Origin of the sequence: Actinomadura sp. 1N219 (genome assembly GCF_044326405.1) — a bacterium.
Classification (GTDB): Bacteria; Actinomycetota; Actinomycetes; order Streptosporangiales; family Streptosporangiaceae; genus Spirillospora.
In genome coordinates this window covers 156,558-180,177 of the sequence record NZ_JBIRAY010000002.1, presented here as the reverse complement: position 1 = coordinate 180,177, position 23,620 = coordinate 156,558, and the positions used below count along the sequence as shown (strand labels likewise).

At 72.0% G+C, this 23,620-nt stretch carries 25 protein-coding genes; 12 read left to right on the top strand and 13 right to left on the bottom strand.

Features of this window, described 5'->3' with window-relative positions:
- Positions 1-42 precede the first annotated feature (42 nt).
- Together ACH35V_RS09625 and ACH35V_RS09620 are read left to right on the top strand one after the other, a co-directional pair.
- A complete protein-coding gene (locus ACH35V_RS09625; protein ID WP_395971373.1) occupies positions 43-189 on the top strand; it encodes a hypothetical protein in 147 nt (48 codons plus the stop codon).
- Entirely contained in the window at positions 186-536 is a 351-nt protein-coding gene (locus tag ACH35V_RS09620; protein WP_395971371.1) for a hypothetical protein, read from the top strand. Before ACH35V_RS09625 ends, ACH35V_RS09620 begins: the two co-directional genes overlap by 4 nt.
- A gap of 28 nt (positions 537-564) precedes the next feature.
- Here ACH35V_RS09620 and ACH35V_RS09615 read toward each other — a convergent pair whose 3' ends face one another.
- A complete protein-coding gene (locus tag ACH35V_RS09615) occupies positions 565-1,149 on the bottom strand; it encodes a TetR/AcrR family transcriptional regulator (RefSeq protein WP_395971369.1) in 585 nt (194 codons plus the stop codon).
- Positions 1,150-1,236: 87 nt separating this feature from the next.
- Here ACH35V_RS09615 and ACH35V_RS09610 point away from each other — a divergent pair, with 87 nt between their 5' ends.
- Both ACH35V_RS09610 and ACH35V_RS09605 read left to right on the top strand, forming a co-directional pair.
- On the top strand, positions 1,237-1,659 hold the full coding sequence (locus tag ACH35V_RS09610) for a nuclear transport factor 2 family protein (RefSeq protein WP_395971367.1): 423 nt from the start codon (positions 1,237-1,239) through the stop codon (positions 1,657-1,659).
- Entirely contained in the window at positions 1,656-2,516 is an 861-nt protein-coding gene (locus tag ACH35V_RS09605) for an NmrA family NAD(P)-binding protein (RefSeq protein ID WP_395971365.1), read from the top strand. Before ACH35V_RS09610 ends, ACH35V_RS09605 begins: the two co-directional genes overlap by 4 nt.
- Here ACH35V_RS09605 and ACH35V_RS09600 read toward each other — a convergent pair.
- Together ACH35V_RS09600 and glnA are read right to left on the bottom strand one after the other, a co-directional pair.
- Complete coding sequence (locus tag ACH35V_RS09600) at positions 2,506-2,997, bottom strand: GNAT family N-acetyltransferase (protein ID WP_395971363.1); 492 nt, start codon at positions 2,995-2,997, stop codon at positions 2,506-2,508. The genes ACH35V_RS09605 and ACH35V_RS09600 overlap by 11 nt on opposite strands.
- Positions 2,998-3,101: 104 nt before the next feature.
- Positions 3,102-4,526 carry a type I glutamate--ammonia ligase gene (glnA, locus tag ACH35V_RS09595; protein WP_395971361.1) on the bottom strand — a complete coding sequence of 475 codons (1,425 nt, stop codon included), beginning with the start codon at positions 4,524-4,526 and terminating at the stop codon, positions 3,102-3,104.
- Positions 4,527-4,689: 163 nt separating this feature from the next.
- On the opposite strand from glnA, the gene ACH35V_RS09590 reads away from it, so the two are divergent.
- A complete protein-coding gene (locus ACH35V_RS09590; RefSeq protein WP_395971359.1) occupies positions 4,690-5,163 on the top strand; it encodes an RDD family protein in 474 nt (157 codons plus the stop codon).
- Positions 5,164-5,216: 53 nt separating this feature from the next.
- Here ACH35V_RS09590 and ACH35V_RS09585 read toward each other — a convergent pair whose 3' ends face one another.
- Positions 5,217-5,912 (bottom strand): DUF4191 domain-containing protein, encoded by a 696-nt coding sequence (locus tag ACH35V_RS09585; protein ID WP_395971357.1) that lies wholly within the window; start codon positions 5,910-5,912, stop codon positions 5,217-5,219.
- 68 nt (positions 5,913-5,980) lie between these two features.
- Positions 5,981-6,907, bottom strand: a complete 927-nt coding sequence (gene lipA / locus ACH35V_RS09580) for a lipoyl synthase (RefSeq protein ID WP_395971355.1) — start codon at positions 6,905-6,907, stop codon at positions 5,981-5,983.
- A gap of 261 nt (positions 6,908-7,168) precedes the next feature.
- Here lipA and ACH35V_RS09575 point away from each other — a divergent pair, with 261 nt between their 5' ends.
- A complete protein-coding gene (locus tag ACH35V_RS09575; RefSeq protein ID WP_395971353.1) occupies positions 7,169-7,678 on the top strand; it encodes a DUF1877 family protein in 510 nt (169 codons plus the stop codon).
- Here the strand turns inward: ACH35V_RS09575 and lipB are convergent.
- The 6 genes from lipB to ACH35V_RS09545 all read right to left on the bottom strand — a co-directional run bounded on the left by lipB (position 7,651) and on the right by ACH35V_RS09545 (position 14,959).
- Positions 7,651-8,379: a lipoyl(octanoyl) transferase LipB gene (gene lipB / locus ACH35V_RS09570; protein WP_395971351.1), complete on the bottom strand. Its 729-nt coding sequence runs from the start codon at positions 8,377-8,379 to the stop codon at positions 7,651-7,653. The genes ACH35V_RS09575 and lipB overlap by 28 nt on opposite strands.
- A gap of 35 nt (positions 8,380-8,414) precedes the next feature.
- Complete coding sequence (locus tag ACH35V_RS09565; protein WP_395971349.1) at positions 8,415-9,152, bottom strand: Type 1 glutamine amidotransferase-like domain-containing protein; 738 nt, start codon at positions 9,150-9,152, stop codon at positions 8,415-8,417.
- Between the two features lie 118 nt (positions 9,153-9,270).
- On the bottom strand, positions 9,271-10,158 hold the full coding sequence (locus ACH35V_RS09560; protein ID WP_395971347.1) for a TIGR01777 family oxidoreductase: 888 nt from the start codon (positions 10,156-10,158) through the stop codon (positions 9,271-9,273).
- Between the two features lie 171 nt (positions 10,159-10,329).
- A complete protein-coding gene (gene sucB, locus ACH35V_RS09555) occupies positions 10,330-11,865 on the bottom strand; it encodes a 2-oxoglutarate dehydrogenase, E2 component, dihydrolipoamide succinyltransferase (protein ID WP_395971345.1) in 1,536 nt (511 codons plus the stop codon).
- A 37-nt stretch (positions 11,866-11,902) separates the two neighbouring features.
- The gene (gene lpdA / locus ACH35V_RS09550; protein ID WP_395971343.1) at positions 11,903-13,294 is read right to left on the bottom strand and encodes a dihydrolipoyl dehydrogenase; all 1,392 of its coding nucleotides are present in this window, start codon (positions 13,292-13,294) and stop codon (positions 11,903-11,905) included.
- Positions 13,295-13,474: 180 nt separating this feature from the next.
- Positions 13,475-14,959, bottom strand: coding sequence for a leucyl aminopeptidase (locus tag ACH35V_RS09545; protein ID WP_395971341.1), 1,485 nt, complete (start codon positions 14,957-14,959; stop codon positions 13,475-13,477).
- Between the two features lie 245 nt (positions 14,960-15,204).
- On the opposite strand from ACH35V_RS09545, the gene ACH35V_RS09540 reads away from it, so the two are divergent.
- The 6 genes from ACH35V_RS09540 to ACH35V_RS09515 are packed head-to-tail and all read left to right on the top strand — an operon-like array spanning position 15,205 to position 21,886.
- Positions 15,205-15,987 (top strand): GntR family transcriptional regulator, encoded by a 783-nt coding sequence (locus ACH35V_RS09540; protein WP_395971339.1) that lies wholly within the window; start codon positions 15,205-15,207, stop codon positions 15,985-15,987.
- Between the two features lie 51 nt (positions 15,988-16,038).
- On the top strand, positions 16,039-16,266 hold the full coding sequence (locus tag ACH35V_RS09535) for a ferredoxin family protein (RefSeq protein ID WP_067884863.1): 228 nt from the start codon (positions 16,039-16,041) through the stop codon (positions 16,264-16,266).
- A gap of 10 nt (positions 16,267-16,276) precedes the next feature.
- On the top strand, positions 16,277-17,701 hold the full coding sequence (locus ACH35V_RS09530; protein WP_395971337.1) for an ABC transporter substrate-binding protein: 1,425 nt from the start codon (positions 16,277-16,279) through the stop codon (positions 17,699-17,701).
- The gene (locus tag ACH35V_RS09525; protein WP_395971336.1) at positions 17,698-18,474 is read left to right on the top strand and encodes an ABC transporter permease; all 777 of its coding nucleotides are present in this window, start codon (positions 17,698-17,700) and stop codon (positions 18,472-18,474) included. The genes ACH35V_RS09530 and ACH35V_RS09525 overlap by 4 nt, the downstream gene beginning before the upstream one ends.
- On the top strand, positions 18,471-19,187 hold the full coding sequence (locus ACH35V_RS09520; protein ID WP_395971334.1) for an ABC transporter ATP-binding protein: 717 nt from the start codon (positions 18,471-18,473) through the stop codon (positions 19,185-19,187). Before ACH35V_RS09525 ends, ACH35V_RS09520 begins: the two co-directional genes overlap by 4 nt.
- Positions 19,187-21,886: a fumarate reductase/succinate dehydrogenase flavoprotein subunit gene (locus ACH35V_RS09515; RefSeq protein ID WP_395971332.1), complete on the top strand. Its 2,700-nt coding sequence runs from the start codon at positions 19,187-19,189 to the stop codon at positions 21,884-21,886. Before ACH35V_RS09520 ends, ACH35V_RS09515 begins: the two co-directional genes overlap by 1 nt.
- On the opposite strand, the gene ACH35V_RS09510 is transcribed toward ACH35V_RS09515, so the two are convergent.
- Both ACH35V_RS09510 and ACH35V_RS09505 read right to left on the bottom strand, forming a co-directional pair.
- Entirely contained in the window at positions 21,870-22,628 is a 759-nt protein-coding gene (locus ACH35V_RS09510) for an adenosylcobinamide-GDP ribazoletransferase (protein WP_395971330.1), read from the bottom strand. The two genes, ACH35V_RS09515 and ACH35V_RS09510, sit on opposite strands and share 17 nt — an antisense overlap.
- On the bottom strand, positions 22,625-23,569 hold the full coding sequence (locus ACH35V_RS09505) for a bifunctional adenosylcobinamide kinase/adenosylcobinamide-phosphate guanylyltransferase (RefSeq protein ID WP_395971328.1): 945 nt from the start codon (positions 23,567-23,569) through the stop codon (positions 22,625-22,627). The genes ACH35V_RS09510 and ACH35V_RS09505 overlap by 4 nt, the downstream gene beginning before the upstream one ends.
- Positions 23,570-23,620: the final 51 nt, after the last annotated feature.

The window sequence follows — 23,620 nt, the reverse complement described above, 5'->3', positions numbered from 1 at the left end:
ACCGACGATCGGGATGTTGCGATCAGGCATGTTCATCGGGCGTTGCGGGGGTTCGAGGAGGGGGCGTCCGGGAAGGTGCGGCGGGTCGCGCTCGCGCCGGACGGCAGCGCCGCCTACGTCGACCTGCGGACGGTCGGGGAGGCGTGGCGGGACGCGGCCACGGGCGCCGTCGTGTGGCGGGGCGAATGAACCCGACCCGCCACCTGGACGACCTCGCCGACGCCCTCGCCTTCGCCGGATGGTCGTGCCTTCCCCGCTACGACGAGACCCCGGCCCTGCTGCGCGTGGTCTCCCCGTCCTCACCGAGGATCGGCGAGAGCATCAGCGTCAAGGCCGGGGTGGGCGGCGTCCCGTGGTTCATCTCCTCGACCGGCGACCCGCTGACCCCCTGCCATGACCTCAACGCGGCGTGCGTGGAGATTTCCGTCCGGCTCTCGCCGCTCGTCACGGCCGCTCGCTTCCCGGAGACGCGCCGCCGGAGGAGTCGCTTGGCCCTTCTCGTCCGGCGCGGGGGAGGAGCCAGGGCACGAAGATGACCTTGCCGCGGCGGGACGGTCAACGCTGCTATGGGTGAGCGCGCAGGACGGTGGCGGTGAAGGCCGCGAGGTATCCCCGTAGTTTTTCGCGTGGTACACCTTCCTGGCCCGCCAGGTGTTCGACGAGGTCGGCTCTGGTGGCGGCGAGGAGTGCGTGGGCGGTGAACTCGGTGTCGGTCAGTCCCGGCGCCTGTCCCAGCAGGTTCTGAAGCAGGCTGTGCCAGGTCTCGTAGTGCTCGGCCTGGTAGGGGCTGGTGCCGCCGGATTCCTCCAGGGCCAGCGCGAGGCCGCGGTTGTCGAGTTTGAAGCACAGAACGGCGTCGAGCAGCGCGGGTATGCGTTCCAGCGGCGGGGCGTCGGGTCCGAGCGGCGGTGGCCCCGCCTCGACGGCGCTCCTGACCGGTTCCAGTCGTGCCTGGTACAGCGCGCGGATCAGTCCGGTGCGGTCGCCGAAGGCGCGGAAGAGCGTCCCCTTGCCGACGCCGGCCGCCGCCGCGACGTCGGCCATGGTGACCTCGTCCGGGCTCGCGCTGTCGGCGAAAAGGGCGTCGGCGGCCGTGAGGACGGCCGTCCGGTTGCGTACGGCGTCCTTCCGGGGCTTGCGATCGGGCATGCGCTTCTCCAGTTGCGATCCGGACCCTTGGTCCGTATCGTCAAGTTCCGGACCCAGGGTCCGGATTCTACGAGATGGAGGACGCCGATGTCCGCGCACACCTCACCAGCGGATCTGTTCCGCCACAGCCTGCGACTGCTCCTGGACGGGGACATTCCCGGCTGGGTCGGCCTGTGGGCCGAGGACGGCGTCATGGAGTTCCCCTTCGCCCCGCCGGGCTGGCCCGAACGCCTGGAGGGCGCAGCCGCCATTGCCGCCTATATGCACCCGTACCCCGACCACATCGACCTGCATGAATTGATCCCGCGGATCCACGAGACGGCCGCTCCGGAGACCATCGTGGTCGAGATGCGCGGCATCGGCCGCCTGGTGAAGACCCATGCGCCCTTCGACATGACCTACATCGCCGTTGTGACCGTCAAGGACGGGCGCTTCGCCTCCTACCGCGACTACTGGAACCCGCTGGCGGTCCTGGAACCCGGTGCCGACTTCGCAGGGAGCGCCCGGTGAACGACACCACCCTGGTCATCGGCGCGACGGGCACCACGGGCAGCCGCGTCGCCGCGCGGCTGACGGCGGCCGGGCACCCGGTCAGGGCGGCCAGTCGCCACGGCGCCCCGGTCTCCGGCGCAGAATCGATCTCCTTCGACTGGTACAAGCCCGGTGCCCACCTCGACGTCCTTGACGGAGTCGGCCGCGTCTATCTCATACCGCCGCCGGGCGACATGGCTCCGGCGGCGGTCATGCTGCCCTTCCTTGAGCTTGCCCGCGCGGCCGGCGCGCATCGCGCGGTGCTCCTCAGCTCGTCGGCCATACCCCAGGGCGGCCAGGCATGCGGAGTCGTGCACGACGCCCTTCCCGGCCTGTTCGAGCAGTGGGCGGTGCTGCGGCCGTCCTGGTTCATGCAGAACTTCACCGGCGCCCACGTCCACGCCGGGACCATCCGGGAGGACGGCGTGATCCTGACCGCCACCGGCGACGGCCGTGTCGGCTTCGTCGACGCCGACGACATCGCGGCCGTCGCCGTCCACGCCCTGACCGGCGAACACGCCCCCGACACCGACCTCGTCCTCACCGGACCGGAGGCGCTGAGCCACGACGACATCGCCGCGATCATCACCGAGGTCACCGGCCGGACGGTCGTCCACCACCGGCTGTCCTACGAGCAGATGCACGATCGTCTCGCGGCGCAGATGCCGCTGGAGTACGCCGCCATGCTGGCCGGCATGGACCGCGCCATCGCCGAAGGGGCCGAGGACCGCGTCACCGGCACCGTCCAGCGCGTCACCGGTCGACCGCCACGCTCCTTCCGCGCCCACCTCGCACAGGAGACGCGGCGAACTTTCCTAGGCGTGCCTATGCGGTGAAGGAGATCCAGGTGTCGGGTGGGAGGTGGGGGTCAGTCGGTACCGGGCGGTGTTCTTCGGTCCAGGCACCCGGGGCGAGTTCGGTGGCTACGCGGCGCCAGAAACTCACGGCGGGGACGTTCTCGTCCTGAAAGGCGACCTCCCACGGACCCGGGTGCCTGGTGATCACTTCTTGGACGCTTCGTAGCCCGAGCCCGGTCCGGCGGGCGCCGCGGACGATGAAGAAAGCGCTCAGCACCCGCTTCTCGCCCTTGAGGCCCCGGACGGTCGCGAACCCGACAGGGCTGGCGTCGCTGGTCAGCAGGTATGCGGCCCAGTCGGGGTCGTGGAAGGCGGCATGCAGGCGCTCGCTGCGGAACGTTCCGTCCGGACGGGGGAGCAGGCCGCGGAACTGCGAGACGTCGTGCTGGAACATCAGCCACAAGCGCTCCAGGACGGAGCGGTCCGCGGAGTCGACGAGGCGTACTGACAGGTCGGGCATGAAGGTCCTCGGTAAGTGCGGGGCACAACGCGAAAGAGCCTCCCGAGAACGGTCTCAGGAGGCTCTTGCCGCTAGCGGGATCTTACCAAGGCCCGGACGAGTGCTCAGATGTCGTAATAGAGCTCGAATTCGTGCGGGTGGGGGCGGAGGCGGATGGGGTCGATCTCGAACTCGTTCTTCATCGTGATCCACGTCTCGATGAGGTCGGGCGTGAAGACGCCGCCTTCGAGGAGGTAGTCGTGGTCTGACTCCAGGGCCTCGAGGACCTCGGGCAGCGAACCCGGGACCTGCGGGATGGCGCGGGCCTCCTCCGGCGGGAGTTCGTAGAGGTCCTTGTCGACCGGCTCGGCGGGCTCGATCTTGTTCTTGATGCCGTCCAGGCCGGCCATCAGCATGGCGGAGAAGGCCAGGTACGGGTTGCAGGACGGGTCCGGCACGCGGAACTCGACGCGCTTGGCCTTCGGGTTCGAGCCGGTGATCGGGATGCGGATGCAGGCGGAGCGGTTGCGCTGGGAGTAGACCAGGTTGACCGGGGCCTCGTAGCCGGGGACGAGCCGGTGGTAGCTGTTCACCGTCGGGTTCGTGAACGCCAGCAGGGACGGGGCGTGCTTGAGCAGGCCGCCGATGTAGTAGCGGGCGTTGTCGGACAGGCCCGCGTAGCCGACCTCGTCGTAGAAGAGGGGCGCGCCGTCCTTCCACAGGGACTGGTGGCAGTGCATGCCGGAGCCGTTGTCGCCGAAGATGGGCTTCGGCATGAACGTGACGGTCTTGCCCGCGGCGCGCGCGACGTTCTTGACGATGTACTTGTAGAGGAGGAGCTGGTCGGCGGTCTTCAGGAGGGTGTCGAACCGGAAGTCGATCTCGGCCTGCCCTGCCGTGCCGACCTCGTGGTGCTGCATCTCGACGTGGATGCCGCAGGCCAGGAGCTGCGAGACCATCTCCGAACGCAGGTCGGTGTAGTGGTCCATCGGCGGGACGGGGAAGTAGCCGCCCTTGTACGGGGGCTTCGCGCCGAGGTTGCCGCCGGGCTCCTCGCGGCCGGTGTTCCACGCGCCCTCGACCGAGTCGAGGTAGTAGTAGCCGGCGTTCGCCTTGGTCTCGAAGCGGACGTCGTCGAAGATGTAGAACTCGGCCTCGGGGCCGAAATAGCAGGTGTCGGCGACGCCGGTGCCGCGCAGGTAGTCCTGCGCCTTCTTCGCCACGTTGCGCGGGTCGCGGCTGTACGGCTCGCCGGTCAGCGGGTCGTGGACGAAGAAGTTCAGGTTCAGGGTCTTGTGCTGGCGGAACGGGTCGACGACGGCGGTGGACGGGTCCGGCAGCAGGAGCATGTCCGACTCGTGGATCTCCTGGAACCCGCGGACGGACGAGCCGTCGAACATCAGCCCCTCGGTGAAGACGCTCTCGCCGAAGCTCTCGACGGGGAACGTGAAGTGCTGCATCTTGCCCGGCAGGTCCACGAACCGGCAGTCGACGAATCGCACACCCTCGTTCCTGATGTAGCTCAGGACCTCTTCGGCGCTGCTGAACATCCGGCCTCCTTGAGCGCTTCTCGGCTCCTGGCAGGCTAGGACGGCGCCGTTTCCCGGCCGTGTCTCATATGTTTCCGATGTGTTACGCGTCACCCGAAACCGTGCCGAGTGCGGGGCCGGGGCCGGGTCGGGGCCTGCGGGGGGACGGGATAGCGTAGGCGGCATGAGCAGTGGTAAAGGCGGGCCGCGCTGGACGCAGACGTGGCTCGGCGGGGCGCCCTCGGACGGGGTCGATCTGGGGAAGCCGGGGGAGCGGATCGGGTTCCCGGAGAGCGGCAGCGGCGCGGTCGCGTCCTACCCCCGGCGGCTGGTCGCGCTGTTCGTCGACTGGGGGCTGTCGATGCTGGTGGCGAGCCTGCTCGCGCGGTCGCTCGGCTGGAACCCGGCGGAGCGCAGCATGTGGACGCTCGTGATCTTCGCGATCCAGGCGTGGCTGCTGACCGCGTTCATCGGCGTGACGATCGGCAAGCGGCTGTGCGGCATCCGCGTCGCCCGGCTGGACGGGCGTCCGGTGGGGCTCGTCTGGGCGCTCGCCAGGACGCTGCTGCTGGTCCTCGTCGTCCCCGCGCTGATCTGGGACCGGGACTACCGGGGCCTGCACGATCGCGCCAGTAATACCGCCGTCGTCAACATCTGAGAAGGCACGGCAAAGCGCCCTCCTGCCGGAGGGCGCCTCAAGCGTCAGGGGCGTCAGCGCATCTTGGGCTTCGGGCCCTTGGGCATCTTCGCGCCCTTCGGGATCGGGCCCTTCGGCATCTGCATCGAGCGGGGGAGCGCCTGGAGGCGGTCGTTCAGCTCGGCCACCTGCCCCTTGGTGAGGTTGCGGGGCAGCTTCATCAGGTGCCGCTGCAGCTTGTCGACCGGGATCTGGCCGTCGTCGTCCCCGACCTGGACGTCATAGATCGGCACCTGCTGCGCGGCGCGGGAGAGGCGCTTCTTCTCGGCGCCGAGGAGCTGCCCGACCCGGTTGCGCGGGCCCTCCGACACCAGTACCACCCCGGCGCGGCCCACCGCGCGGTGCACCATGTCGAGGTTGCGGTTGCCGGCGACCGCCTCGGTGACCGTCCAGTTCCCGCGCATGTTCTTCAGGATCGCGGCGGCCGCGCCCGGCTGCCCGGCGATCACCTTGTACTGCGCGCGCTGCGCCAGCTGACCGAACACGATCATGCCGACGGCGACGGCGGCGAGGACGCCCAGCGGGATGAAGAACCACAGCTGGCCGAAGAGCAGCCCGATCAGGATGACGACGACGAGCGTCCCGATCGCCGACGCGAACACGATCGGCAGGGCCTTCGGGTCGGCCTGCCGGAGCACCTGGGCGACCATGCGGATCTGCTTGAGGCGGCCCGGACGCTCCTGGGCCCCGTCCGTGGGCGTTTTCGACATGGATACAAGGATAGTCGGGTCGGACGCCCGTCCCGCCAGCCCCCGGGCCGTCCCGACAGCAGGGGTATTCAGGCCCGCGCTTCGACGGCCTGCTTGTAGAGGCGGCCGGCGCGGTAGCTGGAGCGCACGAGCGGGCCGGACATGACGCCCGCGAAGCCGATCTCCTCGGCCTCGGCGGACAGCTCCACGAACTCCTCCGGCTTCACCCACCGCTCCACCGGGTGGTGGCGGGCGCTCGGCCGCAGGTACTGGGTGATCGTGATCAGTTCGCAACCGGCGGCGTGCAGGTCGCGCAGGGCCTGGGAGATCTCCTCGCGGGTCTCGCCCATGCCGAGGATCAGGTTCGACTTGGTGACGAGGCCGTCCTCGCGGGCGCGGGTGATGACCTCCAGGGAGCGCTCGTACCGGAAGCCGGGACGGATCCGCTTGAAGATCCGCGGCACGGTCTCCACGTTGTGCGCCAGCACCTCGGGCCGGGACGAGAACACCTCGGCGAGCTGCTCCGGGACGGCGTTGAAGTCGGGGATCAGCAACTCGACGCCGCAGCCGGGGATCGCGGCGTGGATCTGCCGGACGGTCTCGGCGTACAGCCAGGCGCCGCCGTCGTCCAGGTCGTCGCGGGCGACGCCGGTGATGGTGGCGTACTTCAGGCCCATCGTCGCGACGGACTCGGCGACGCGGCGCGGCTCGTCCCGGTCGAGTTCGGCGGGTTTGCCGGTGTCGATCTGGCAGAAGTCGCAGCGCCGGGTGCACTGGTCGCCGCCGATCAGGAACGTGGCCTCGCGGTCCTCCCAGCATTCGTAGATGTTGGGGCAGCCGGCCTCCTGGCACACCGTGTGCAGGCCCTCCGACTTCACCAGGCCGCTGAGCTCGCGGTACTGCGGGCCCATCTTCAGCCGCGTCTTGATCCAGTCGGGCTTGCGCTCGATGGGGGTCTGGCTGTTGCGCGCCTCGACGCGCAGCAGCTTGCGCCCCTCTGGGGTCACCGTCGTCACGGGAACCAGCGTACGTCGCGATCTACGATGTCGGCACACCGCCCGCCGCCCTACGCGCACGGCCCGCCGCCCCTGCCCCTCAGGGCCGCCGTCCGGGCGGTTTCCGACCCGGTGGGGCTCAAAGGCGTCTCGGAGCGATATCGAACGTATGACAGTGGCCCGTCCGATCCTCCGATTCAGTGTGTTTCGGCCATGCCCAACAGTGGATCTCTCTAGGGTGACTCCCTGTCGTCACGCAACAGCGTCAGCAGGAGGACCGCCGTGGGTCTGGCAATGTCGTACCTCAGGGTGCCGCCGGTGCTGGAGGGTGAGCAGGATCCCGGACGGATCGCCCGCCATGTCTTCGGCGACGCCGAATGGCGCCGGCGCGGCGCGTCCGTCCTGTTCGATCTGGGCTGGGCGTGGCAGGCGATGCACTACCTCTGCACCGGCGACGCGTGGGACGGGCGGCAGCCCGAGGCCGACGTCGTGTGCGGCGGGCGGCTGCTCACCGAGGACGGCGCCGACGAGCTGGGCATGGACGTCATCTACCTGGCGCCCGACCGGGTGAAGCCCGCCGCCGACCACCTCACCGGGACGCCGTTCGGCAAGCTCGCCGGACGGTTCGACCCGGCGGCGATGGGCAAGGCCGGCGTCCAGGACGCGGGCAGGCTCGACGCCGCCGCCCGCGACAAGCTCCTCAAGCCCGCCTACAAGGGGCTCGGGGAGTTCTTCGCGGCCGCCGCCACCGAGGGGCAGGCCGTCTACAAGGTGATGGCCGCCGAATCCTGAAGCCCGGCCAGGGCTTCGAGCTGCGCCGTCGTGCGGTGCAGCGTCCCCTCCGCGCCAAGGACGGCGGCCAGGCGGCGTTCCACCAGCGGGACGATCTCGGCGACCGTGACGTCCCGGCCGAGCTCCCGGCTGAGGTTCGTGGAGCCCGCGTCCCGGATCCCGCACGGGACGATCCTGTCGAACCAGCTCATGTCGTTGTCGCAGTTCAGCATGAACCCGTGCATCGCGACCCCGCGCATCACCCGGGCCCCGATCGAGCCGACCTTGCGGTCGGGAGTGCCCGCGACCCACAGCCCGCTGCGCCCCTCGACCGTGATGGTCTCCAGGCCGAGGTCGGCGCAGACGTCCATCATCATCTGCTCCAGCAACCGCACGTAGCCGACGACGTCGACCGGGTCGGGCAGCTTGACGATCGGGTAGCCGGTGAGCTGCCCCGGGCCATGCCAGGTGATCTTGCCGCCGCGGTCGACGTCCACGACCGGCGCGCCCGGATCGCCGAGCGGCCGGTCGAGCTTCCCGGTGCGCTTGCCCGCCGTGTAGACCGGCTCGTGCTCCAGCAGCAGGACGGTGTCGGGGATCGCGTCGTCCACGCGCAGGGCGTGGGTGCGTCTCTGCAGCTCCCAACCCTCCACGTACGGGACGGCCGCCGCACCGAACCCCGCGTGCACCACCACCAGCTCGCGTACGTCCACATCGCTCACACGAACCAGCTTAAAGCCCTGGAAATCGTCCGGTTCTACAGGGAGGCGAGTAGCCGGGGCTCCAGGCGGAACTCCTTCGCCGTCCTCGGGCCGTCCGGCTCGACGCGGTAGGCGGCCGCGTCCTTCCGGTAGGAGACGGCCTGGACGAACTCGGTGCCGACGTAGTGCAGGGCCACGCCCTCGTCGGCCGCGTACCCGCCGGGCAGGGTCCCCTCGCCGACGAGCTGCTGCAGCAATGGGCGCCGCTGCGGCTCGCTGTCGTAGTGCACCCCGCACGAGTACGGCAGGAACCCGAGGCCGTCGGTCAGCGGCCGAAGCTGCGGCCCGAACGAGTCGGTGGTGCCGCCGGCGTGCCAGCACAGGGCGCCCGCGCTCTGCCCGGACAGCACCACGCCCTCGTGCCACGCCTCGCGCAGGATGTCGTCCAGCCCGTGCAGCCGCCACAGGGCCAGCAGGTTCGCGACGCTGCCGCCGGACACGTACACCAAGTCCTGGTTGAGCAGATGCGACCGGACGTCGGGGACGTTCGGCATCGGGAACAGCGCCAGATGGCTGACCTCGGCGTCCATCGCGGAGAACGCGGTGTAGAAGCGGGAGGTGTACTCGGCGCCGTCGCCGAGCGCCGTGGTCACGAAGCAGATCCTCGGGCGGTCCTGGCCCGTCAGGTCGAACGCGTAGCGCAGCAGCGGGCTCGGCGCGAGGCCGTTCCGCCCGTCCGGGACGAAGCTGCCCCCGCCGATCGCGAGGATGTGCGGCTGTCCATCGGTGCTCAATTCGTCCTCCTCGTAGACCATGCTTGCCCAATGTCACGCTATGACTACGTCACGGTATGACTAGGTCACCGTATGACCGCTGGACGGGATCGGCTTCGACTTTGACGTTTCTTGGGGATCACAGGACGTCCCGGAGGGCCGCCTCCACGTCCTCGTGCGCGAACCGGAACCCCGCCTCCCGCAGCCGCCGCGGCAGGACCCGCTGGCTGATCAGCGGACCCTCGTCGGCGAAGCCGCGCAGCGCCGCCCGCAGTGCGACCTTCGGGACGGTCAGCCGCGTCGGCCGGTGCAGGACGCGGCCGAGCGCCTTCGTGTAGGCGTCGTTGGTCACCGGGTTCGGCGCGGTCAGGTTGACCGGTCCGGCGATCTCGTTGTCGATGAGGAAGCGCAGCGCGGCGACCTGGTCGCGGATGGAGATCCAGCTCGTCCACTGGCCGCCGTCGCCGAGCCTGCCGCCGAGCCCGAGCCTGAACAGGGGGAGCGTGGTGCCGAGCATGCCGCCCTCGCGGGCGAGGACGATGCCGCTCCGCGGGTGGACGACGCGGACGCCGGCCTCCCTGGCGGGCGCGGCGGCGGCCTCCCAGTCGCGGACCAGCGCGGCGAGGAACCCGCGCCCCTCGGGGCTCTTCTCGTCGACCTCCTGCCCGCCGGTGTCGCCGTAGTAGCCGATGGCGGACCCGCAGACCAGCACGGGCGGCTTCCGGCCGGCGGCGGCGATGGCCTCCGCGATCGTCCGGGTGCCGTCCAGGCGGCTGTCCCTGACCTTGCGTTTGTACGCCTTCGTCCAGGGCCGGTCGCCGATGCCGGCCCCGGCCAGGTGGACGACGGCGTCCGCGCCGTCCAGCGACGCCGCGTCGACGCAGCCGTCCGCCGGGGACCAGCGCGCCTCGTCTGACCTGGACGGTTCTCTCCTGATCAGCCTGATGACCTCGTGGCCGTCCCCCCGAAGCGACCGCACCAGCGCCGAGCCGATCAGGCCCGACGAGCCCGTGATGGTGACCCTCATGGCACCACCCTAGGCGGAAGTACGCCACCATATGCTGAGATTCTCAGCCTCTGGGGTGCGTTTTCCGGTCAGCGGCCTTCGTCCCTGGGCCAGCCCTCGCCGTCCGGCGAAAAAAGCGGGACCCCGCCGCGGCATGGCCGGCGGCGGGGTCCCTGAGCGGTCCGGACGGGGTCAGAGCCCGAGCTCGGACTCGAAGTTGCCCTCCTCCAGGCGGTGCTTGATCGTGGCGAGGAAGCGGGCGGCGTCCGCGCCGTCGATCAGGCGGTGGTCGTAGGTCAGCGCCAGGTACACCATCGACCGCACCGCGATGACCTCGCCGAGGTCCGGGTCGTCGATGACGGCGGGACGCTTCACGACCGCGCCGGTGCCGAGCATGCCGACCTGCGGCTGGTTCAGGATCGGGGTGTCGAACAGCGCGCCGCGGCTGCCGGTGTTGGTCAGCGTGAACGTGCCGCCGGCCAGCTCGTCCGGGCTCACCTTGTTGGTCCGGGTGCGCTCGGCGAGGTCGGCGATCCGCTGCGCGAGCCCGCCCAGGTTGAGCTGGCCCGCGTTGTGCACCACCGGGACCATCAGGCCGCGCTCGGGGACGTCCACCGCGATGGAGAGGTTCTCCACCTCGTGGTAGGTGACCTCGTTGGTCTCGCCGTTGATGACCGCGTTCAGCTTCGGGTGCGCCTTGAGGGCCTCGACCGTCGCCAGCGCGAAGAACGGCAGGAACGACAGCTTGACGCCCTCGCGGGACTGGAAGTCGGCCTTGGCCTGCTCCCGCAGCCGCGCGATCTTGGTGATGTCCACCTCGACCACGGTGGTGAGCTGCGCGGACACCTGCAGCGACTCCACCATGCGGCGGGCGATCGTCTGCCGCATCCGCGACATCTTCTCGGTCCGCCCGCGCAGCGCGAGCTGCTCGGCCGGGGCGCCCGCGGGCGCCGGGGCGGCGTGCTTGCCGGCGGGCGCCTGCGGCGCGGCGGCCGGAGCCGTGGCCGGAGCGGGGGCCGCGGGGGCGGCCGGGGCCTGGGCGGCCTGCTGCTGCGCGGCCTGCTGGGCGGCGCGCGCGGCCTCCAGGACGTCCTGCTTGCGGATGCGCCCGCCGACGCCGGTGCCCTTGACCGTGGACAGGTCCACGCTGTGCTCGGCGGCGAGCTTGCGCACCAGCGGCGTGACGTACGGGCCCTCGCCGGACGGCGCCTCGGGCTGCGCGGGCGCCTGCTGCTGCGCCGCGGGGGCCGGCTCGGGCGCGGACGGACGCGGCGCCTCCTGCGGCGCCTGCTGCGGGGCGGGGGCCGGGGACGGCGGAGCCGGCGGCTGGTCCTGAGCGGGCGGCGGCCACGCGGCGGGCGGCGGCGGGGCCTGCGGCGCCTCGGCCTGCGGAGCCGGGGCATGGGCCGGGGCCTGCTCGGCCGGGGCCTCGGCCGCGGGCGCCTCCTGCGCCGCGGCGGCGGGCGCGCCGCCGCCGGACGACGACTCGCCCTCGTCGCCGATGACGGCCAGTTCCGCGCCGACCTCGACGGTCTCGTCCTCGGCGACGGTGATGCTGGTCAGGATGCCCGAGGCGGGGGAGGGGATCTCCGTGTCGACCTTGTCGGTCGACACCTCCAGGAGCGGCTCGTCGGTCTCGACGCGCTCGCCCTCCTTCTTGAGCCAGCGGGTGACGGTGCCCTCGGTGACGCTCTCGCCGAGCTGGGGCATGGTGACGGAGACCGGCATGTCTCAGCTGCTCCTTCGGAATACTCGTTGCGGCGTGTCAGCCGTGTACGTGCAATGGTTTGCCGGCGAGGGCGAGATGCGCCTCGCCGACCGCCTCGGACTGGGTCGGGTGCGGATGGATCAGCTGGGCCACCTCGCCCGGGAGGGCCTCCCAGTTGTAGATGAGCTGCCCCTCCGCGATGAGCTCGCCCACGCGCGCCCCGACCATGTGCAGGCCGAGGACGGGACCGTCCACGGCCGCGATCACCTTGACCTCGCCCTGCGTCCCCAGGATCTTGCTCTTGGGGTTGCCGGCCAGGTCGTAGGTGACCTCCTTGATCTCGTACCCGCGCTCTCGGGCCACGGCGGTCGTGATGCCGACCGAGGCCACCTCCGGGTCGGAGTAGGTGATGCGGGGAACGCCGTCGTAGTCGATCGACGCCGGGTTGAGCCCGGCCAGCCGCTCGGCGACGAGGATCCCCTCGGCGAAGCCGACATGGGCGAGCTGCGGCGTCGGGATCAGGTCGCCGACCGCCGAGATCGTGGGGACGTTCGTCCGGCAGTACTCGTCGACCTTGACGAACCCGCGCTCGGTCTCGACGCCGGCCTCGGCCAGCCCGATGCCGTCGGAGACCGGGCCGCGTCCGACCGCGACGAGCAGCAGCTCCGCGTCGATCGTCTTGCCGCCTTCGAGGGTGACGGAGATGCCGCCCTGCGTCGGCTTGGCGCTCTCGAAGCGGGTGCCGAGCTCGTACTTGATGCCGCGCTTGCGGAAGGCACGCTCCAGCCGCTTGGAGCTGGACTCCTCCTCCAGCGGCAGCAGGTGCGGGAGGGCCTCGACGATCGTGACGTCCGCGCCGAACGAGCGCCAGACGCTGGCGAACTCGACGCCGATCACGCCGCCGCCGAGGACGACGACGGAGCCGGGGACGCGGTCGAGCCGCAGCGCGTGGTCGCTGGAGATGACGCGCTCGCCGTCGATGTCGAGGCCGGGCAGCGACTTCGGCTCGGAGCCGGTGCCGAGCACGATGTGCCGTCCCTCGACGGTGCGGGCGCCGTCCGCGCCCGCGACCTCGACCGTGGTCGGGCCGGTGAGCCGCCCGGTGCCGTGCACGACCTCGATGCCCTTGGCCTTGATCAGCCCGGTGAGGCCCTTCACGGTCGTCGTGACGACCTTGTCCTTGTAGGCGTTCACGCCTTCGACGTCGATGCCCTCGAACGTCGCCCGCACGCCGAACTTGGCGGCTTCGCGGGACTGGTCCGCCACCTCGGCCGCGTGCAGCAGCGCTTTGGTGGGGATGCACCCTCGGTTGAGGCACGTCCCGCCGAGGGACTCGTCCCGCTCGATCAGCGCGACGGACTTGCCGAGCTCGGCGGCGCGCAGCGCGCACGCGTAACCGCCGCTGCCGGCACCTAGGACGACGATGTCGAAGGGGCCGTTGTCAGCCACTGGACGCTCCCTTTCCCCGGGGTCGTGGCGCCGCGTGGACCGGGCGCCACTTCAGGTGGTCGTAGTCCGGGGCGGGCGCGCCGGTCGCGGGCCCCCGCCGCCACAAGGAATCTATTCTGTTCTCCACCCGGGGCGGCGGGCGGGTCCCCTGCAGAATTCCTGCTCCCTGGTTCCGGGACCCTACAGAACTCCGGCGGCCAGGTCCTCGGCTATCTGGACCAGCGTGCGGGCGGCGGCGCCGGTGCCGCCCTTCGGGGTGTAGCCGTACGGCTCGGCCTTGTTGAAGGCAGGGCCCGCGATGTCGAGGTGGGCCCATTTGACGCCGTCCGGCACGAACTCCTTGAGGAACGTCCCGGCGACGAGCATGCCGCCCCACCGGTCGCCGCTGATGTTGGCGATGTCGGCGACCGTCGAGTCGAGGCCCTTGCGCAGCTCCGCCGGCAGCGGCATGCCCCAGGTCGGCTCCCCGGCGCGCCCGGCGGCCGCGACCACCTTCTCGCGGACGTCGTCGTCGTTGGCCATGACTCCGGTGGTCCGGGTGCCGAGCGCGACGAGCTGCGCGCCGGTCAGCGTCGCCACGTCCACGAGGAGGTCGGGGGAGTCCTCGCCGGCGCGGACGATGGCGTCGGCCAGGACGAGGCGTCCCTCCGCGTCGGTGTTGAGGACCTCGACGGTCTTGCCGCCGTAGATGCGCAGCACGTCGGACGGGCGCTGCGCGGTGCCGCTCGGCATGTTCTCCGCGATGGCCAAGTAGCCGACCACGTTGACCTTGGGCTTGAGCTTGCCGATGGCGGCGAGCGCGCCGAGCACGGCGGCCGCGCCGCCCATGTCGGACTTCATCCAGTCCATGGCCTCGGACGGCTTGAGGGACAGGCCGCCGGAGTCGAACGTGATGCCCTTGCCGACCAGGACGAGCGTCTTGGACGCCTCGGGGTGGCCGTAGGCGAGGCGGACGAGGCGCGGCGGGTTGACCGAGCCCTGCCCGACGCCCGCGATGCCGCCGTAGCCGCCCTCGACGAGCGCCTTCTCGTCCAGCACCTCGATGGCGAGGCCCGTCTCCCCGGCGATCCGCTCGGCCTCGCCCGCGAGGTCCTCGGGGCACAGGTGGGACGGCGGGGTGTTGACCAGGTCGCGGACGAGCGTGACGGAGGCGGCGAGGGTCCGGGCCCGCTCGACGGCCGCTTCCGCGTCCGGGGAGGCGGGGGCGAGCAGGCGGATCTCCTCGACGGGGCTCTTGTGCTCGTCGCCGGTGCGGTAGGAGTCGAAGGAGTAGGCGCCGAGCAGCGCGCCCAGCGCCACGGCCCCGACGTCCTCGGCGGACGCGGCCGGGAGCGCGACGGCGGCCTTCGCGTGTCCGGCGAGGGAGCGGACGGCGGCGCCCGCGGCGCGGCGGACGTCCTCGGCGGACGGCGTCTCGCCCAGCCCGGCGGCGACGATCAGCTTGGCGGCGACCGCGCCGAGCGCGGGCAGCTTGGTGACCTCGCCGGCCTTGCCGGTGGCGCCGAGGGCGGCGAGCGCTTCGGCGAGCCTTCCGTCCAGCGCGCGGTCGAGGTCCTCGGAGCCGGCGGCCGGGGCGACACCCGTCCCGGCCGGTGCGACGCCGATCACGATCGCGTCGACGTCGATGCTTGCCAGGGCTGTGCCGTCAAGGCTGATGCTCGTCACGTAGCCAGATGTTAGTCCCACCGGTGACCGGTTTCGCCCTTTGGATCAAGCATTGCCGGTCCTGGGCTGCGGTACCGGCAAGGCGTGCCGAAACGTCCGGGCCGCGCCCGCCCGGCGCGGGGCGGGGTGGCGGAACACCGTCCGGCGGGCGCGGCGGCCCAGGTGGGACGGGGTGCGGACCATGTTCGGGGTGGCGGAGCGGCGCGCCTATTCACCTATTCCGATTGATTTAGTAGGTTATGGGCGTGACCAGGAGCGACATCACCGCCGAGGCCCTGACGCTCGCCGACGCCCGGCGGCTGCGGGCCGACCGCGCCCGGCAGGTGGCGGACGTGCTGCGCCGCCAGGTGCTGTACGGCGAGTTCCGCGTCGGCAGGCAGGGCAGCGGCGCGCTGCCCGCCGAGGCCGAGCTCGTCCGGGAGTTCGGCACGTCCCGCAACACCGTCCGGGAGGCGCTCGACCTGCTGCGCGCCGAGGGCCTCGTCGAGCGCTGCCCCGGCGTCGGCACCCACGCCGTCGCCGAGAAGTACCCGCACGGCCTGGAGCGGCTCCTCGGGCTCGCCGAGACGCTGCGCGAGCACGGCGAGGTCGCCAACGAGGTCCGCACCACCGGGCTGATCACGCCGTCCCGCGAGATCTCGGCCCGGCTGCGCCGGCCGCCGGGGGAGCCCGTCGTCTACATCGAGCGGATCCGGCGGCTGAACGGGCTGCCGCTCTCCCTCGACCTCACCTACATCGCCCGCGACCTGGGGGAGCCGCTGCTCGCCGAGGACCTCGCCCGCAACGACATCTTCGTCCTGCTCGAACGGATCGCGGGCCAGCCGCTCGGGCTCGCCGAGGTCACGCTGGAGGCCGTCAACGCCGACCCGCACTCGGCCGCCACCCTGGACGCCCCGCGCGACGCCGCCCTGCTGATGCTCGAACGCCTCACCCACCTCGCCGACGGCCGCCCGGTCGACCTGGAGTTCATCCGGTTCCGCGGCGACCGCATCGCGATGAGCGGCACGCTCCACCGCACCCGCCCCTGACCACCGCACGCATCCCCTGACCGCCGCGCCCAGCCCCTTACAGGAGAACTCATGTCCCTCGTGGAGCACCGCGCCGACGTCCCTGTGACGGTGGACGAGGCCCTCTGCATCGACGGCTGCACGCTGTGCATCGACGTCTGCCCGCTGGACGCGCTCGCCGTCCACCCCGAGACCGGCAAGGCGTACATGCACGTCGACGAGTGCTGGTACTGCGGCCCCTGCGCGGACCGCTGTCCCACCGGAGCCGTGACCGTCAACATGCCGTACCTCCTGCGCTGAAGGACGCCCGATGAGACTCCCCCTACTCAGAACCCTCGCGTTCGGTCTCGTGCCCTTGCTCGCCGGGTGCACCGTCGCCGGCAACGCCTCGGCGGGCGGCGGGTCCGGCCAGATCGTCGTGGGCTACCAGTCGAAGACCATCAACACCGTCACCGCCGGGACGCTCCTGCGCTCGCTCGGCTTCTTCGAGAAGCGCCTGAAGGAACTGGACGGCGAGCACTCCGTCGTCTGGCGCGACTACGACACGGGCGCGCCGATCACCGCGCAGATGCTCGCCGGGAAGATCGACATCGGCTCGATGGGCGACTACCCGCTGCTGATCAACGGCTCGCGGGCGCAGGCGCAGGGCGGCGACGCCGAGACCCAGTGGGTGTCGGTGACCGGCTACAACCTGCGCGGAGCCCTGAACAGCGTGGTCGTCGCCCCCGGCGCGAAGGCGAAGACGCTGCGCGACCTGAAGGGCGAGACCGTCTCGACGAGCGTCGGGTCCGCCGGGCACGGGACGTTCGTCCAGGCGGCGCGCAAGTACGGGCTCGACCCGGCGAAGGACGTGAAGGTCGAGAACCAGCAGCCGACCATCGGCGCGTCCGCCCTCCAGTCGGGCGCCGCGTCTGCTTTCGCGCAGTTCGTCGCCTGGCCCGGCCTGCTGGTGAACAAGGGCCAGGCGAAGCTGCTCTACGACGGCGGCGACCTGAACGTGCCGACGTTCCACGGCGTGGTCGTCCGCAAGCAGTACGCCAAGGAGAAGACCGAGATCCTCCAGGCGTTCCTTCGCGCGCAGATCGACGCGACCGACTACCTGCACGCGCATCCGCTGGAGGCTGCGGAATCGGTGGCGGCGACGACGGGGCTGCCGGTGGAGACCGTCTACCTCTACAACGGCGCGGGCGGTGTCGCCACGTTCGACCCCACCATCAAGAAGGAACTGCGGGACGCGTTCGTCCAGGACGTGCCGTTCCTCAAGTCCATCGGCGTCATCCAGGCCCCGCTGAAGGTCGACCCGTTCGTCAACGACGCCTACATAAGGAAGGCGGTCGGCGCGCCCTACGACCAGCAGGCGGCCTCCACGGCGAACCCAGCGGCCATCACCGGCACCGACGCTGTCTGCAACAAGAAGGTGGACGATCCGAAGACGGCGGGCGAGGTGTGGGTCAAGGGGGAGCCCAAGACGAGGCCGGTCGCCGATCCCGTCTGCCTGCTGAAGAACGTGCGGACGCTTCAGGGTGAGGGCAAGCAGATCAGGGCCGTGTACATCCCGGATACCGCGGCCGGAACGCGCTGGTTCGCCGACAAGGACGTCTGGGTCGAGGACCCGTCCGCCAACGCCGCGGAAAGGTTCAAGCCGTTCGCCACCCCGGAGGGCGCGCAGAAGTACGTCTCCGCCCACTCCGGCGCGAAGGTCGTCCCATACGGCGAGGCGGTGCGGCGCGCGTGAACGGCCTGTACCGCTGGCCAGTCAGGGCGGCGTCGCTGCTGGCCGCCGTCGCGGTCTGGCATCTGGTGACGGCCGCCGATCTGCGGCTCTGGGTCCGGTTCGACCGGTTCCCCGGCCCGGCCGAGGTCGTCCGCGAGTTCGGCCGCCAGGTCGAGCAGGGGCAGTTCTGGCAGGACGTCACGCAGAGCCTCGTCCGGATCCTCACCGGGTTCGCGCTCGCCGCCGTCCTCGGCGTCGCGCTCGGCGTCGCCACCGCCCGCTCCCGGTGGGCGGGGGACGTGCTGCAGCCGCTGTTCGAGGTGGCCCGCCCGATCCCCGCGATCGCGCTGGTGCCGGTCGCGATCCTGCTGTTCCCGGCGAACGAGCAGGGGATCGTGTTCATCACGTTCGCGGCGGCGTTCTTCCCCGTCCTGGTCAGCACCCGGCACGCGGTGAAGGCGCTCCCGGTCGTCTGGGAGGACGCGGTCCGGACGCTCGGCGGCGGACGGTGGCGGGTGCTGGTCCGCGTCGTCCTGCCGGGGGTGCTGCCGGGCGTGTTCGGCGGGCTGTCCATCGGCATGGGCGTGGCGTGGATCTGCGTCATCTCCGCCGAGATGATCTCCGGCGACTTCGGCGTCGGCTACCGGACCTGGCAGGCGTACACGATCGTCGACTACCCCGGCGTGCTCGTCGGGATGGCCACCATCGGGCTGCTCGGCTGGCTCACGTCCGCGTCGGTGGAACTGGCCGGACGCCGCCTGACCCGGTGGTTGCCAAGGGAGGAGCAGTCATGAGCGGGCTCTCGCTGCGGGCCGAGCGGGTGGCGCTCGGGTACGGCGGACGGGCCGTCGTCCGCGGACTCGACCTGGACGCGGCGGCGGGGGAGATCCTCGTCGTCGTCGGGCCGTCCGGATGCGGGAAGTCGACGCTGCTGCGCGCGTTCGCCGGGCTGCTCCCGGCCGTGTCGGGGCGTGTCCTCGCGGACGGCGTGCCCGTCACCGGCGCGTCCGCCGACCGGGCGCTGATGTTCCAGGACGACGCGCTCCTGCCATGGCGGACCGCCCGCCGCAACGTCGAGCTGGCCCTGGCGCTGCGGGGCGTCCCGCGCCGGGAGCGCCGCGCGGCGGCGGAGCGGTGGCTGGGCCGGGTGGGGCTCGGCGACGACGCCGGGCGGCTGCCGCGCGAGCTGTCCGGCGGGATGCGGCAGCGCGTTCAACTCGCCCGGACGCTCGCCGCCGGACCCCGCGCGATCCTCATGGACGAGCCGTTCGGCGCCCTGGACGCGCAGACGCGCGCGTCCATGCAGCGGCTCCTCCTGGACGTCCTGGCCGACGCCCCCGCCACGGTCGTGTTCGTCACCCACGACGTGGACGAGGCGCTGCTGCTCGGCCATCGCGTCGTCGTCCTCGGTCCGGTCGGTGTCGCCGCCGAGTTCGCCGTGCCCGCGTCCCGCGACGAGGTGCTCGGCGCGCTCGGGGCCGGCGACCAGTTGAAGGAGGCCGTCTGATGGAGATCCCGCCCGCGGCGGAGCGCCGCGAGCTGAGCTGCGACGTCCTCGTCATCGGGGGCGGCACCGCCGGGACGATGGCCGCCATCACCGCCGCCGAGCACGGCGCGTCCGTGCTGCTGCTGGAGAAGGCGCACGTCCGGCACTCGGGCGCGCTCGCCATGGGCATGGACGGCGTCAACAACGCGGTCATCCCAGGCAAGGCAACGCCAGAGGACTACGTCGCCGAAATCACCCGCGCCAACGACGGCATCGTCAATCAGCGGACCGTCCACCAGACGGCCACGCGCGGTTTCGACATGGTGAAGCGGCTCGAACGGTACGGCGTGAAGTTCGAGAAGGACGAGCACGGCGAATACGCGGTCCGCAGGGTTCATCGGTCGGGTTCGTACGTCCTGCCAATGCCGGAGGGCAAGGACGTCAAGAAGGTGCTCTACCGGGTGCTGAGGCAGCGTTCCATCCGGGAGAAGGTGCAGATCGAGAACCGCGTGATGCCCGTGCGCGTCCTGACGTCGGAGGAGGACGGACGCGCCGTAGGGGCCGTGGGATTCGACACCCGCAGCGGTGAGTTCGTCACCGTCTCGGCCGGTGCGGTGATCCTGGCGACGGGCGCGTCCGGCCGTCTCGGGCTGCCCGCGTCCGGCTACCTGTACGGGACGTACGAGAACCCCACCAACGCAGGCGACGGCCACGCGATGGCCTACCACGCGGGCGCCGAGCTGAGCGGCATCGAATGCTTCCAGATCAACCCGCTCATCAAGGACTACAACGGGCCCGCGTGCGCCTACGTCGCCAACCCGTTCGGCGCCTACCAGGTCAACGCCGAGGGGACGCGGTTCGTCGACTGCGACTACTGGTCGGGCCAGATGATGGCGGAGGTCAAACGGGAGATCGACTCCGCGCGCGGCCCCATCTACCTGAAGCTCACCCACCTGCCGGACGAGAAGCTGACGGCGCTCGAAGGCATCCTGCACACCACCGAGCGGCCGACGCGGGGCACGTTCCACGCGGGACGCGGCCACGACTACCGCACCCATGACGTGGAGATGCACATCTCCGAGATCGGGCTGTGCGGCGGGCATTCCGCGTCCGGCGTGTGGGTGGACGAGAACGCCCGCACGACCGTGCCCGGCCTGTACGCGGCGGGCGACCTGGCCTGCGTCCCGCACAACTACATGATCGGCGCGTTCGTCTTCGGGGACCTGGCGGGCGCGCACGCGTCCGCCCACCTCGGTCGCGGCGCCGTGCTGCCCGAGGAGCAGATCCGGGCGGCGCACGAGCTGATCTACCGCCCGCTGCGCAACCCGGACGGGCCGCCGCAGCCGCAGGTCGAGTACAAGCTCCGCCGGTTCGTCAACGACTACGTCGCGCCGCCCAAGACGCGGGCGAAGCTCGACCTCGCCGTCGAGACGTTCACCCGCATGGAGGCGGAGATCGCCGGCATGGGCGCGCGGACGCCGCACGAGTTGATGCGCTGCGCCGAGGTCACGTTCATCCGCGACTGCGCGGAAATGGCGGCGCGCTCGTCGCTGACCCGCACCGAGAGCCGCTGGGGCCTCTACCACGACCGCGCCGACCTGCCCGAACGCGACGACGAGGCGTGGATGTACCACCTCAACCTCCGGCGCCGGGACGACGGCGCGATGGAATTCGTCAAACGGCCGGTGGCGCCGTATCTGGTGCCGGTCGAGGAGTTCACCGTCCCGGAGCCGGGCGGCGAGCCGGTCGTGCTCACCCCGGCCCCCGCGGCGTCGGTCGTGGCCGCGCCCGCATCCCCGGCCAAGGCGGCGCGTCCGGCCGTGGCGATCGGGCGTTCGCCGCGGCTGCTCGAACTCCAGGACCTGGCCGAGACGGGACCGGGCGTCGGCGCCATCGCCCCGTACCTCGACGACCCCGACCCGAAGGTGCGGCGCGCGGCCGTCGCGACGCTCACCGAGGTCGCGCCGGACGGCGTCGCCGGCGCCCTGGCGACCGCGCTCGCCGACGCGCACGGCTCCGTCCGGCGCGCCGCCGCCACCGCGCTCCGCGAACTGGTCGAGGTGCTGCCCGCGACGCCCGCCGTCCGGGACGACCTCGCGCCCGCGCTGCGCGGCGAGGACGCGATCGTCCGCGCCGCCGTCCTGGACGTGCTGCGCGCTCTCCGGCTGGGCTCCCCGGCCGTGTTCGGGGACGCGCTCGGCGACGCCGACCACCGCGTCCGGCTCCAGGCCGTCCGGGGACTGGTGGCCCACGACGCCGCGGACGAGGTCGCGCGCGCCGCGTCCGACGCATCCCGCGAGGTCAGGGTGGCGGTGGCGCACGGCCTCGGCACGATCGGCGACCCGGCGGCGTCCGGGGCGCTCGGCGGCCTCGTCGGCGACGCGGACGACCTGGTCAGGGCGGCGGCCTTCGAGGCGCTGGCGGGCATCGGCTGCCCGCATCCGCTGGACCTCGCCGCCGTCGGCGCCCTGCACGACCCGGCCTGGCAGGTCCGGACGGGCGCCGCGCGGGGCCTGGCCGCCGCGTCCGCGGACGTCGCGCCCGACCCGCTCGTCAAGGCCCTGGACGACCCGCACCTGGACGTCCGCAAGGCCGCGGTGATCTCGCTGGCCGCTTTCCGGGACGTCACGGCGGTGCGCGACGCGCTGAGCAGGGCCCAGGACGACTCGGACGCCGACGTCCGCGCTTATGCCCGCCGCGCCCTCACCGAAGCGCCGTGAGGGCGATCAGCGCGGCGGTCGTGGCGGTCTCGACGAGCGCGCCGAGGACGTCCCCGGTCACGCCGCCCAGCCGCCGCACGGCGTGGCGGAGCAGCAGGAGCGCGGCGCCCAGCGCGACGATCACGGCCGCCGCCGCGTGCAGAGCGCCGCCGAGCCCTCCGGCGCCCGTCCCGGCCGCCGCCGCGGCCACCAGAACGAGGGCCGTGACGACGAACGCCGCCCGGGTCGGCACAGAGCTCGCGACCAGCGCGCCGAGCCCGTCCGGGCGGGCGGACGGGACGCCGGTGCGGCAGGCCCAGGGGAGGGCGAGGCGTCCCGCGACGGCCGCGACGATCACCGCGACGGCCGGGTGCGGGACCGTGGCCAGGGCGGAGACCTGGATCAGCAGGGTCAGCAGCAGGGCGACGACGCCGAACGGCCCGATGTCCGACCGCTTCATGATCGCCAGGGCCTCGGCGGCGGGACGTCCGCTGCCCAGGCCGTCCGCGAGGTCCGCGAGGCCGTCCAGGTGCAGCGCCCGGGTGATCGCCGCCGTCGCGGCCACCGCGAGCGCCGCCGCGACCAGGCCGTCCAGGCCGAGCAGGTCGCCCGCCAGCAGGACGAGCGCCGCGGCGCCGCCCACGATCAGCCCGGCGGACGGCGCCAGCAGCATCGCCGCCCGCGCCGTGCCCCGGTCGACCCGCTCCGACCCCACCGGGACGACGGTGAGCAACGTCACCGCCAGCCGCAGCCCCGCGATCATCCGAGCTCCAGGACGCGGCCCGCGACCACCAGCGCCGCCTCCTCCGACTCGGCCGCGAGCCGCTGGTTGAGATTGCCCAGCACGTCGCGGAACGCCCGCCCGGACGCCGTCGTGGGCACGATTGCCAGACCGACCTCGTCGCTCACAGCCACCACCCGCGCCTCCGCGCCGCGCCACGCCGAGACGAGGTCGTCCAGGAGCGGGTGTACGAGGGAGGGGTCGTCCCATGCGGCGGTTTCGTCCATCGCCGCGGCGAGCCACGTGCCGATGCCGTCCACGAGGACCGCGCCTGTCTCGTGCTTCAGGACGCCTACGAGATCGGTCGTCTCGACGGTCCGCCACCAAGCCGGACGGCGGAGCCGATGGGCGGTGACGCGCTCCGCCCATTTCGGGTCGTCGTCACGCACCGGCCCGGTCGCGACGTAGAGAACGTCCGGGCACGCGGCTAGACGGAGTTCTGCCTCGGCCGACTTGCCCGACCGCGCGCCACCAAGGAGCAACGTTCGATGCGGGCCGTGATGCGGGCGGCTCCAGAACGCCATGCGGCGCTCAAGCTCGGCCGGTGACGGCACACGGTGGTCGACGTGGATCGCCGCGACGTCCGTCTTGGCCGACACCGCCCCGACGTGGCGCAGATAACCCAAGTGGTCCGGGGACCCGGCCAAGTCCAGCAGGACGGCGTCGTACTCCACCCCGTGCACCGGTTCCGGCCTCGTCCCCGGTCCGGCCGCGACCAGCGCCCGTCCTCCGCGAGGGCCGTGCACCTCGAAACCGCCGGGGACGTCCGTCCGGGAGCAGTCCTCCAGCGGCACGCCGTCGACGACGGCGCTCACCGGCTCGTGCCGGACCCCGGTAGCGCGCAGCCGGTTGCAGGACGCGCACCGGCATCCGGGCACGGGCCAGCCGCCCGGAGCGGCGATGCCGCGAAGCTCGATGTCCATCTCGATCGGAACTCTACGGTTACGCTCACCTGGAAGGATCACGACGGCCCC